Annotated in this window: 10 protein-coding genes and 1 pseudogene; 5 read left to right on the forward strand and 6 right to left on the reverse strand. The window is 62.6% G+C overall.

Annotation, left to right across the window (positions count from 1 at the left end; genetic code table 11):
- Positions 1–27 precede the first annotated feature (27 nt).
- The 4 genes from ACVILL_RS28635 (at position 28) to ACVILL_RS28650 (ending at position 4,867) form a co-directional block, all read left to right on the forward strand.
- Positions 28–1,029 (forward strand): thioesterase domain-containing protein, encoded by a 1,002-nt coding sequence (locus ACVILL_RS28635; RefSeq protein ID WP_456732119.1) that lies wholly within the window; start codon positions 28–30, stop codon positions 1,027–1,029.
- Positions 1,030–1,059: 30 nt separating this feature from the next.
- On the forward strand, positions 1,060–3,069 hold the full coding sequence (locus tag ACVILL_RS28640) for a non-ribosomal peptide synthetase (protein WP_456732120.1): 2,010 nt from the start codon (positions 1,060–1,062) through the stop codon (positions 3,067–3,069).
- Between the two features lie 153 nt (positions 3,070–3,222).
- Entirely contained in the window at positions 3,223–4,326 is a 1,104-nt protein-coding gene (locus ACVILL_RS28645; RefSeq protein WP_456732121.1) for an acyl-CoA dehydrogenase family protein, read from the forward strand.
- A 295-nt stretch (positions 4,327–4,621) separates the two neighbouring features.
- Positions 4,622–4,867 (forward strand): hypothetical protein, encoded by a 246-nt coding sequence (locus ACVILL_RS28650; RefSeq protein ID WP_456732122.1) that lies wholly within the window; start codon positions 4,622–4,624, stop codon positions 4,865–4,867.
- A 660-nt stretch (positions 4,868–5,527) separates the two neighbouring features.
- Here the strand turns inward: ACVILL_RS28650 and ACVILL_RS28655 are convergent.
- A pseudogene (locus ACVILL_RS28655) lies at positions 5,528–6,166 on the reverse strand (pyruvate kinase); the annotation flags it as partial.
- A gap of 152 nt (positions 6,167–6,318) precedes the next feature.
- On the opposite strand from ACVILL_RS28655, the gene dusA reads away from it, so the two are divergent.
- Positions 6,319–7,314 carry a tRNA dihydrouridine(20/20a) synthase DusA gene (gene dusA, locus ACVILL_RS28660; RefSeq protein WP_456732123.1) on the forward strand — a complete coding sequence of 332 codons (996 nt, stop codon included), beginning with the start codon at positions 6,319–6,321 and terminating at the stop codon, positions 7,312–7,314.
- A 9-nt stretch (positions 7,315–7,323) separates the two neighbouring features.
- Here the strand turns inward: dusA and ACVILL_RS28665 are convergent, their stop codons facing one another.
- The 5 genes from ACVILL_RS28665 to ACVILL_RS28685 form a co-directional block, all read right to left on the reverse strand.
- Complete coding sequence (locus ACVILL_RS28665; protein ID WP_456732124.1) at positions 7,324–8,220, reverse strand: LysR family transcriptional regulator; 897 nt, start codon at positions 8,218–8,220, stop codon at positions 7,324–7,326.
- 186 nt (positions 8,221–8,406) lie between these two features.
- Positions 8,407–9,585, reverse strand: coding sequence for a muconate/chloromuconate family cycloisomerase (locus ACVILL_RS28670; protein WP_456732125.1), 1,179 nt, complete (start codon positions 9,583–9,585; stop codon positions 8,407–8,409).
- A 69-nt stretch (positions 9,586–9,654) separates the two neighbouring features.
- Positions 9,655–10,524, reverse strand: coding sequence for an intradiol ring-cleavage dioxygenase (locus ACVILL_RS28675; protein WP_456732126.1), 870 nt, complete (start codon positions 10,522–10,524; stop codon positions 9,655–9,657).
- Positions 10,525–10,595: 71 nt separating this feature from the next.
- Complete coding sequence (locus tag ACVILL_RS28680; RefSeq protein WP_456732127.1) at positions 10,596–11,120, reverse strand: flavin reductase family protein; 525 nt, start codon at positions 11,118–11,120, stop codon at positions 10,596–10,598.
- Positions 11,117–11,734 (reverse strand): FAD synthetase, encoded by a 618-nt coding sequence (locus ACVILL_RS28685; protein ID WP_456732128.1) that lies wholly within the window; start codon positions 11,732–11,734, stop codon positions 11,117–11,119. Before ACVILL_RS28685 ends, ACVILL_RS28680 begins: the two co-directional genes overlap by 4 nt.
- Positions 11,735–11,827: the final 93 nt, after the last annotated feature.

The following is an 11,827-nucleotide window of genomic DNA, read 5'->3' on the forward strand; positions in this document are numbered from 1 at the left end:
CGGGCCAGCCCTATGTCAGTACACTTGATGCAGTTTTCGGACCTTCTTGCGGATCTCGCGGTCAAGGACATCAAGGTCTGGGTCGAGGAAGGCCGGCTGAAGTGCAGCGCCCCGGCCGGGGCGCTGAGCGTGGAGCTTCGCGACCAGCTGCGGGACCGTAAGGCCGAGATCATTGCATTTCTGAACATGGCCACCGCGGTGGCATTGCAACAGCCTGCAATCATTCCCCTGCGGTCTCGCGGAACAGGCACGCCGATTTTCGCCGTGCCCGGGCATGTCGGCGCCCCCTCCACGTTCTCGGACCTGTCGAAGCACCTGGGTGACGATCAGCCGTTTTACGCCCTTCAGCCCCCGGGCTTCGACGGGCAGAGCAATCCGATGGACCGCGTCGAAGATATCGCCGAGTACTTCGCCCGCCAGATCGTCGAGTATCAACCAACCGGTCCCTACATCATCGCCGGTTACTGCTCTGGGGCCTCAACGGCCTTCGAACTGGCGAAAATTCTGAGACAACGCGGTGCTGAGGTCTCATGCACCATGCTCTTTGGCCCTATCCACCCCACGACCCATCAAGAACTTCCGCGTCTGCTGTATTTCCACGCCAGGAGCAAGGCGGTGTCGTTTGCCCGAGCGATCGCGAAGCTGCCGACGTTCGGCGCTCGTCTCCGATATTTCGGCAGCCGGCTCCGCGAGCATGTCCGCTCTATCGCAACCGTCGTCCGCAAGGAGCCTGTTACGACAGATCCCGTGCTGGCGAGTAGAGAGCGACTCAAATCCACCGCGATCGTGGCTTGTCGGCGGTACGAACCTGGTCCGTATTCGGGGCGGGTATGTATCTTTCTTCCGAACAAGGCCTGGCTGCGATCGGGTGCAGCGCCGCATCGATGGCGTCTGGCGGCGCCGCACGCTGAATTCTTTTTTGGACCGGAGAGCTGCGACGAAATTTCCATGCTGGAAGAACCTGACGCACCTGTCATCGCAGAGCTTTTTCGCCAGGCGATCCAGCATCCGAGCGATCGACGTGACTGATTTCTATATTTGCCGGATGGAGCTTGTTTCATGAACGAAGTCCTGCCAATCGTGGCGGAGAGCCTAGCGCTTCCTGCTCTCAAAGATGCCGATCATCAGGCGCTGGTTGTCGAGTACAACGCCACGGCGTCGCGCTACCCATCGGACAGGACGATCATCGATCTCTTCCGTGACCAGGTGACGCTTAGTCCCGACGCTGAAGCGATCCGCTTTGGCGATGCAACGCTGACTTACCAGGAGCTCGACGAACGCTCCAACCAGATGGCCGCGCACTTGGGTTCAGCCGGCGTAGGGCCGGGGCAGGTTGCCGTTGTGTTCATGGAGCACTCTATTGAAGTCGTAGTGGCGATCCTGGGTGTTCTGAAGTCCGGCGCGGCTTACGTGCCGGTTGATGCGTCAACGCCGCAGGGGCGTATTGCTACAATTCTGAAGGACATTTCCAACGGGACCGGCGGGCGGATTCCGATGGTCATCACTCAGTCGCCCCTGCAATCCATCGTTCCGGCGAAACTTGCCGACGTTTTCCTGCTCGACGCCGATTTCGGTTCGATTTTGCACCAGCCGAGTTCGACACGACCGTCGGCGGCCGCGTCGGACGGTGTCGCCTATATCATCTTCACTTCCGGGTCGACCGGAACGCCAAAAGGCGTCGAGATCGAGCATCGTAGCCTGGTGAACTACATCTGGTGGGCGGCGCGCGTGTACAGCTCCGGCGAGCGTCTCGCCTGGCCGCTTTTCTCGTCTCTCGCCTTCGACCTAACCGTGACGACGATCTTTACTCCGCTGATCACTGGAGGCCGCATCGTGGTCTATCTCGGTGATCCCGGAGTGCAGAGCATGGTCGTGCTCAAGGTGATCGACGGCAATGCAGTCGATATCATGAAGCTGACGCCCGCGCATCTCGCGATGATCCGCGACCGCAATCTGGCGATCACAAGGCTGCGCAAGTTCATCGTGGGCGGAGAAGACTTCAAGACCGGACTGGCCCGCGATATCACGAAAGCCATCCCTCATCCGATCGAGATCTACAACGAGTACGGACCAACCGAAGCAACAGTGGGCTGCATGATTCATCGTTTCGACATCGATCGGGATCAATCCGCATCGGTGCCGATTGGCGTTCCGGCCGCCAACGCCGGCATCTATGTTCTGGACAAGGCATATCAACCCACCGGGCCCGGCGTCATCGGTGAGATGTTCATCGCTGGCGATGGTCTCGCGCGGGGCTATTTCAATCGTCCCGATCTGACCAGCGAGCGCTTCCGTACGGTTATCGATCCCCGGGACGGGTTTTCGAAGCTGAGGCTGTACAAGACGGGCGATCTAGCCCGCTGGACCTCGGGGGGGCGCCTCGAATTCCTCGGCCGCGCTGATCATCAGGTGAAGGTCGGAGGCACGCGGATCGAACTGGGTGAGATCGAAGCGCGGCTTCTCAAGCATCCGCATATCCAGGAATGCGCGGTCGTCGCCAGTGCCACCACAGCGGCGAGACCAGCAACACAAGCCGGCGAGATCGAACCGCCAGCGGCCGAAGGCGGCATGGCACGACTTGTGGCCTACTATGTCTCGTCAAAACCTTTGACCGTGGCGGAGCTCCGCGCCCACCTCGCCGAGGAACTCCTGGAGGCGATGCTTCCAACCTACTATGTTTGCCTGGCGCAGATGCCGCTTACGTCCAACGGTAAGATCGACCGGTCCTTGCTTCCCCAGCCGACGGCGGAGAACATCCAGCCTGCACAAGAATTCGTCGCCCCGTCGACGGAGACCGAAAAGAAGTTGGCGGGGCTGTGGTGCGAGCTGTTGAAAGTCGGGGCGATTGGACGTCGCGACAACTTTTTCGAACTGGGCGGGGATTCGCTCCTGGTCGTGCGTGCGGTGACGCGCATGCGAAAGACATTCGGCGTCAGCGTGCAGCTTCGTAACCTCTTCGAACGCCCGACATTGGCGGAACTGGCGGGGGTGATCGACGGACTGCGCTGGGTTGCGGAGTCCAAAGCTGCCTCATCCTCGGAGGGGACAAGAGAGGAAATCGAGCTCTAGCCGATCCGAAGCTCTCGAATTGCATTAGGTGTACCGACCCAAGCGGAACCATTCGCGTCGGATTGATAACGATAGCGGACGAAGATGATGCACAAAGGTTTGATACCGCCGCCAGGACCAGCGCTGCCTTGGGCTGCAGGGGAGTATGAGCTCTTGCGGGACCAAGTCCGCAGGTTCGTCGAGGAGGAGATAAAGCCTCATGCAGATCGTTGGGAGGAGGACGGGTTCATTCCCCGTCCGACCTGGCGTCGCATGGGCGAACTCGGCTTCTTCGGCATCCGCTATCCGGCCGAATATGGTGGCGCCGAAATGGACGCGGTCGCATCAACGGTCTTCGCCGAGGAACTCGGGCGCTCGACTTATGGCGGCGCTGCGGATGCGATGCTGGTCCACGCCGAAATGGCTTCCTCGTATGTCTTTCACGATGGGACCGACGCCCAGCGGGCTCGCTGGATGCCGGGCATTGTCAGAGGCGAGACAATCACTGCGATTGCCATCACTGAGCCGGATGCTGGCTCGGACGTGAAGGCCATTCGAACGCGCGCGCGGCGAGAGGGCGAATCCTACGTGCTCGATGGCTCGAAGCTCTACATCACGAATGGCGTGCACGCAGACCTTTACTGCGTCGCGGCCAAGACCGATCCCTCCGCGGGAAGCAACGGGATCACGATGTTTCTCGTGGAAAAGGGGACTCCGGGATTCCATGTTGCCCGAGAGCTGGACAAGCTCGGCTGGCGCTCTTCCGACACCGCGGAGCTGGTCTTCGACGGTTGCCGTATTCCTGCCGACAATGCGCTCGGTGGAGAGGGAGAGGGCTTCTACTCGATGATGCGCAACCTGCAGAACGAGCGCCTCGTTCTCGCCGCTTTGGCGATAGGAATTGCCGAGGCGGCGATCGATATGACGCTGACCTACGTGAAAACGCGCCGCGCGTTCGGCGGTGTCCTGTGGGACATGCAATCCATCCGTCAACGTCTCGCAATGCTATCTGCGAAGGTGGAGGCAAGCCGTGAGTTTCTCTACGCCACGGCTTGGCGCATGGCGGCGGACGACGATTGCCTGCGCGAGATATCGATGTTGAAAGCCATTTGCGGTGAGCTCGTCAACGAGGTCGCATATGCGTGCGTCCAGTTTCACGGCGCGATGGGCGTTATGCGCGAGAGTGCAATCGAGCGCATAGCGCGCGATGCGCGCATCCTCTCGATCGCTGGAGGCGCGACCGAGGTGATGCTGGAGGTGGTCGCGTCGATGTCCTGAAGGCGCAGTGGCGCTCGCGCTGGCATTGATCCGAGAAGGCTGCGCGAAGCGCTCGCTGCAAGACGAGCCAAGCGGGGTGAAGACGGTGCTTCGGCTGGCTATCCGATAATGGGAGCGTCTTGATCACGTACGGAGCGATCTGCCCCGGCTAGATCAAGGGCGTGCCTCGATGTGTCCGATCGGACTTCGCCGAAAGCGCGCGCCTCAAGGCGTCTACGACGATAACCCCTGCACAGCAGCCGGTGCCCTTGACGAGCATGTCCATGACGTATCCATGTCTATGAGGGATCAGCCTTTGAATGAGTTCGAAGCCGACGACTACGACAAGGAGAACGAGCAGTATTGGCAGCACATGTTTCGGATAAGCGAACGAAAACGTGGCGCCTATGATGAACAAAGCCGCAAAACGATCGACGTTCGGCGAAATCAACGTGTGCGGGCGCAATGCCAGCGTCGTATCGGTGACAATGAAGAGGCCCAGAAGGAAACCCCACGCCAAGTATCGCGACACGGTTTGCGTCATTCTAAATGGTTACCTTGAAAATGTGGCACTGGATTCATCAACTCAGCGTCTGGAGCTGCAAATGCTCTTCCGAAACGGTGGCGCCGTCTTTGCTGCAGTCCAACGATGGCTTGTTGCCGCAGGCGCCGCGCTAAATCGCCGACGACTTGGCAGGAAACGACTTGGCAGGAATTTTCAATCGCCGGCAATGTAGCGGCTTGGCAATTTCCGGCAATGGCCGCCAATTCAATTCGATGCGATGAGAGACGGCAGGCCCATGAAGGCTCAGATAGTGAACCCCGATCGGCGTTCGTGGTGTGAGTGGGTTCAGGAAAGCATCGCAAGCCAGGTGCTACACTCGCCACAATTGGTGCAGTCATTGTGTTGCTGACGGACGACCCAGCTCTAGCGAGCACTTGTTCCCGGATCGTTCCGTCGCTACGGCCGTGGATCGCCGCAATGCTCAGTGGTTGATGTCAATTTGCAGTAGCGCCCAACTTGTTCCACCGATGCGCCGCCTTTTCGCCGCGCCGCGTTCGCTATGCCCAATTCTGTTCATATCCCTTATTAGGTAACACGGGTGTCATCTGTTCGCGGTCTGTTACCCGCGTTGTACACCCAAGGTGGTTAGTGCCAGCAGGATTGAGCCTTGCCCGAAGCGTCGGTAGGGCCTCGGTCAGCGCCGACCCGATCGGTCGATCAGGGGAGCGAAACGACGCGCAGATTGTTCGTGCTTCCTGCCTGCGCAAAGGGAATGCCGGCGACGACGACCAGCAGGTCGCGGCTCGAGGCAAATTGCTCCGCGTGCGCGAGAGTTGTCGCACGCTCGACCATCTCCTCATAGCTCTGGACGTCGTCGGAAAGGACACTGTGAGCGCCCCAGAGCAGGCACAGGCGGCGCGACACTTCGCGGCTCGGGGTGATGGCGAGGATCGGGAGGCTCGGCCGCTTGCGCGCGACGCGTGCGGCCGTGGTGCCGCTCGACGTGTAGGCCACGATGGCTGCGGCGTGTATGACGGAGGCGAGGTCGGCAGCGGCCGTCGCAACGGCGTGCGGCGGCGTTTGCTCTTCGCCGGGCTGGGTCGCCTCGACGATCGAGCGGTACATCTTGTGCTGTTCGGTGCTGCGGATGATGCGGTCCATCATCTGGACGGCCTCGCGCGGATAGCGGCCCGTCGCCGATTCCGCCGACAGCATCACGGCGTCCGCCCCGTCATAGATGGCGGTCGCAACGTCGGAGACTTCCGCACGTGTCGGCGTGGGCGCGGCGACCATCGAGTCCGGCATTTGCGTGGCGACGATCACGGGCTTCACCGCGAGACGGCAGGCCCGCACCAGCGACGCACTGAGAATCCGAAAGCGCGATTTTCGCTTCCAATTGATGCATACATCATCCTAGAAGGAGCAATCTGCGGAAGCGCGGTCGAGCCAAATTTCTCAGTCGCTCCAATAACATATAGGATCAATCAAGGCTAGAAAACATTAGCAATATGAACAGCTTGCACTGGAAATTTTCCGTAGCCCCGATGATGGATTGGACTGATCGGCATTGCCGGGTCTTCCATCGCCTGATGTCGCGGCAGGCGCGGCTTTATACGGAGATGCTGACGACCGGCGCCGTGATCCACGGCGACCGGGCGCGGCTGCTCGGCTTCGATGCCAGCGAGCATCCGGTGGCGCTGCAACTCGGCGGTTCCGATCCGCGCGATCTCGCGACCGCGGCCGCGATCGGTGAGGAGTTCGGTTACGACGAGATCAACCTCAATGTCGGCTGTCCCTCCGATCGGGTGAAGGACGGCCGCTTCGGCGCCTGCCTGATGGCTGAGCCCGTGCTGGTCGCCGAAGGCGTCGCGGCGATGAAGCGCGCGGTGAAAATTCCCGTCACGGTGAAGTGCCGGATCGGCATCGACGACCAGGATCCCGAAGTCGCGCTCGATACGCTCGCTCGCGGGGTGATTGCCGCGGGCGCCGACGTGCTGGTCGTGCACGCGCGCAAGGCCTGGCTCAACGGATTGTCGCCGAAGGAGAACCGCGACATCCCGCCGCTCGACTACGATCGCGTCTATCGCCTCAAGGCGGCGCTGCCTGACGTGCCCGTCATCATCAATGGTGGCATCGCGAGCCTTGACGAAGCGAAGCAGCATCTGACCCATGTCGACGGCGTCATGCTGGGGCGGACGGCGTATCAGGAGCCGTGGCGGCTGCTCACGGTCGATTCCGAGCTGTTCGGTGAAACGCCGCCGCACGCGACGATGAAGGACGTGTTCGCGGCAATGCTGCCCTATATCGAGCGGCAACTGGCTGAAGGCACGCGGTTGCATTCGATCACGCGCCATTTCGTCGGCGCCTTCCATGGTGTGCCCGGCGCGCGGGCGTTCCGCAGGCACCTCGCGGAGAATGGCGTGCGGCCGGGCGCAGGGATCGACGTGCTGTGCGACGCGATCGCGCGCGTCGACGACCGCGCGCTTGCAGCGGTCGCGGCCTGACGGCGCGCTCTATGGCTTGCGCTGCCGTCGCATGACGTCCTGCGCGACCTTCAGGAAGTTGAAGAGGTGCGGCATCCGATTGTCGCGCCGGTAGTTCAGCGACAGCGCGGTTCCCGGATTATGTCCCTCATAGGCGCGGTAGGCGACGCCGGGACGCTCCGCCTGCGAGACCGATTTCGGTACCAGCGCGATGCCGACGCCGACCGACACCAGGCTGATCGCGGTCTGATAATCCTGCGCCAGCACCTGCGATTTCGGAATGAAGCCCTCTTCGAGGCAGATGTTGAGGATGTGGTCGGCGAAGCTCGGGCGCGGCTTGCGCGGGTAGAGCACGAACGTCTCGGCCTTCAGCGCTGCCAGCCGCGTGACCTGCTGTTCGAGCAAGGGCGAGGTATCTGATAGTGCGAGGATCAGCGGCTCCTGCAGCAGCGGCTCCGATTTCAACTCCTCGTCGTCGAGCGAGGGGCGGGCGACCGCGATATCGATCTCGCGCTGGATCACCGCGCGCTTCTGCTCGGCGTTGTTCATCGCCGACAGCGCGAGCTCCACGTCGGGATAGGCCGAACGAAATGCCTTGATCACGTTGGGCAGCACGCCATAGGTCGCCGATCCGACGAAGGCGACGCGCAGGTGACCCGAAAACCCCTCTCCGATCCGCTTGATCTCGCGATGCGTCCGGTCGAGCCGCTCCAGCACATCACGCGCACGTTCGAGCAGAACGCTGCCGGCCTGGGTCAACCGGATCTGGCTTCGGCTCCGGTCGATCAGCATGACGCCGAGATCGCTCTCGAGCTGCGCGATCTGCCGGCTCAGCGGCGGCTGCGCGATCGCAAGCCGCGATGCGGCGCGGCCGAAATGCAATTCCTCAGCGACGGCGACGAAATAGACCAGTCGCCTGAGATCCATGACATCGTCGCGCTCGGTCACGGTCAGCCGGACGTGCGTTCGCGCGCTTCCAGGGAAGCGGCCGGGACGGCTGGCCGGGTTTGATACCGCGTGGTCATCAGCGCAGGATTGAGACGATGGTGCCAGCGCGAAGACTGGGCGTCGGTCCCTGGATTGTCAATTGCCTGAGGGAACGGCGCCATCCGGCTAGTCCTTCCGGGCGAAGGCGCGGATCTTGTCCTCGTCGACCTCCACGCCGAGACCGGGGCCATCGGGGACAGAGATCTCGAATTCGTCGAACCTGATCGGGTTGACGACAAGGTCCTCGACGAGGATGCGCGGGCCGAAATGCTCGGTGCCCCATTCGAGCCTGGGCAGGGTCGCGAACGCGGCGAGATGCGCGGCCGCGCCGATGCTGCTCTCCAGCAGGCAGCCGCCATAGAGCTCGAGGCCGTGCGCGGCCGCGACGGCGGCGGCACGCTTCATCTCGAACAGGCCGCCGCTCTTCACGAGCTTCAGCGAATAGACGCTGCCGCAACCCATCGCGGCGACGCGGGCGATGTCCTCCTTGGTGAAGGCCGCTTCGTCGACCAGCAACGGGATCGAGGTGCGCCCCGCGACCCGTGCCATGGCTTCCAGTTGCAGCGCCGATACCGGTTGCTCGATCAGCGCGACGTCCAGCTCCTCGAGCGCCGGCATGAAGCGGATGCACTCGGCCTCGGTCCAGCCCTGGTTGACGTCGACGATCAGGCGCACCTCGTCGCCGAGCCCGGCGCGCAGCGCCTGCAGCCGTTTCAGATCGGCCTGCGGCCGGTTGAAGCCGAACTTGATCTTGAACTGGCGATGCTCGCGGCGACGCAGCTTCTCTTTTGCTTCCTCCAGCTCCTGGCCGCTGTCGCCCGAGGCCAGCCCCCAGATCACCTCCATGCGCTCGCGCACCGCGCCGCCGAGCAGCGCGCTGGCGGGGAGGCCGAGCGTCTTGCCGGCGGCGTCGAGCAGCGCGGATTCGATCGCGGCCTTGGCCGCGAAGTTGCGGGTGGCGGCCTTGCTCATGCGCAAGGCATTGGCCTCGAAGGCGAGGGCAGGCTGCCCGAGCAGCGCCGGCGCCAGGTAGTTCGTGACCGCAGCCTTGATCGATTCCACGCTCTCTTCGGCCCAGCGCGGCCCGCCGAGCGTCGAGGCCTCGCCGATGCCCGTCACGCCGTTGTCGAGCAGGACGCGCACCAGCACGTAGCCCTGATGCGTGACCTCCGTGTTCGAAAGCTTGTGCCGCCGGCGGGTCGGCGCTTCCACGATGGTGGCGCGGATGCTGCGGATCGCAGCGTCCTTTGCGAGGCTCCGCACGTGCTCCACGGGCTCGGCGATGTCGATCACGGCACGGCTCATATGTCCTCACAGGTCAGTTCAGAATTGAGCCCTGCCAAGCTGTTGGGGCCTGGCAGGGCGTAACGCTTATCACTCGGCCGCGACGAGCCGCTCGACCGCCGCCTTCTTGAGCTTGAAGTCGAACGCGAGGACGAGATCGGTGTCGGCGCCGGCCGGGGCCTTGGCGAACTTGCCGATCAGGCTCTGCTTCACGGCGAATACCGAGTCGTTGTCGAGATACTTTGTCTCGGAATCGTAGATCTGCGAGATCAGCGATTGATAGCCGTCCTTGGAGAGCATGAAGTGGATGTGGCCCGGACGCCAGGGATGGTGACCCATGTACTTCAACAGCTCGCCGCCGGCGCCGTCATAGGGGATCGGGTAGGGCTCCGGGCGAAGCGCTACGAAGGCATATTCGCCATTGGTGTCGGTCGTGAACCGTCCGCGCAGATTGTAGGCCGGCTGCTCCGGATCCTGCAGATCGTAGAGGCCGTTCGGCGCGTCTTCCCAGACATCGATGGTGACGCCCTCGATCGGCCGTCCCGCGGTGTCGACGATGCGCCCGCTGACCTTGACGGTCTGCGCGTTGTCGAACGTCTTCTTGATGATCGAGGCGCCCTTGGGCAGCACCGGTGGGTTTTCCCGGTAGAACGGACCGAGCACGGTGGACTCGCTCTCGCCGTCGGTGACCCGGTGATCGAGCATGTCCACCAGCACCTCGACGCCGAGAATATCTGCGATCAGGATGAACTCGTTGCGTTTCTCGTCCGAGATGTCGCCGGCGCGGCGCAGGAATTCGCAAGCCGCGAACCATTCGGCGAAGGTCAGATCAACCTCCTTGCAGAAGGCGTGCATGTGGCGGATCAGGCTCGTCATGATCTGGCGGTTGCGATCCGGAATATCCTTCGAGAGCGCGGCGATCACGTGGTCGGTGATGGTGTCCTTGTTGACGTTCAGCATGGTCGTTTCCTCCTTTTCTTGCAGTTTGCTCAAACCTGCATCCCCGTTTTCGGGAATATCTGCTGGTGACCTCACCAGACGAATTCGTAAGCCGCATTTTCCAGCGTCGCGGGCGCAGGATGCGGATCGGCAAGGCCGCCGAAGCGGCCGCGAAAGAACAGAAGCGGCTTCTTGCCGGGTTCCAGCGCCATCTCGCGCACATGGCCGAGGAAGATGGTGTGATCGCCCGCGATGATCTCATCAGCAAGATCGGTCACGAAATATGCTGCCGCGTTGACGATGACAGGCAGCTCGTTGCGGCGTTCGAACACGTCGCAGAGATCGAGTTTTGGTTTGCCTGCGAAATGCCAGGCGAGATCCTCCATCCCTTCGGCGAGGACGCTGACCGCAAACCGGCCGGTGTTCTGGATGTTGCACAGCATCTTCGCGCTTTTCGCGATCGAGATCGCGACCAGCGGCGGATCGAGCGAGACTGACATGAAGGCGTTGGCCGTCATGCCGTGATCGCGACCCTCGCAATGCGTGGTGATAATGGTGACGCCGGTGCCGAACTGGCCGCAGGCGTTGCGCAGCTCGCGCGGATCGATGGGGGTCATGGGTGTACGACCTCCAACTGGGCCGAGCCGGATCGATTGGCCGGTGGCGCGGTCACGATGTTCCGCCAGTTTTCCAGCGCGGAGGCGGCGGCAGCAAGACCGGATCGCCGAAGCGCGCGGATCCGGCTGCTGGAGACGATCTCGCCATCGCCGCAGCGCACCGGCGGCAGGATGCGCGTGTTGAAATGTTGCCTCAGCAGCGCCGCCGTGCCGCCCTTGCAGGACCCGAAGCGGAAATCTTCGCCGACGATCACTTCACGCGGATACAGAAGCTGCAGCTCGCCGATGAAATCGGCCGCAGTGCGCCGGACGTAGATCTGGTTGAAACCGGCGACCACGATATGGTCGGGCGCGAATGTTGCGATGCGCGCAAGCTTCTCACGGAGCGAGATCAGCGGCTCGGCTTGGCCGAAATACGCCTTTGGCGGCGGATCGAAGGTGTAGACCACGGCAGGAATGCCGCGGCGTTGCGCTGCCGCAATGGTCTGCCGGAGCAGTTCCTGGTGGCCGCGGTGAACGCCGTCGAACGCGCCGATGGTGACGACGCTGGCCGCAAGCGCCAATTCCCCATCGCGATGGAAAGCGACAGCGCTGCTGTCAAGACCCTTGCCCATGGTTCGCTCCCTTTGCCGTGCTGTGCGATTGCTGCGTCAGCTGCGGCGCTGCATCGGCTGGACGATCGCTGCCGTCCGGTCCGTGCCACCTAA

It is taken from the genome of Bradyrhizobium sp. USDA 3364 (assembly GCF_054056355.1).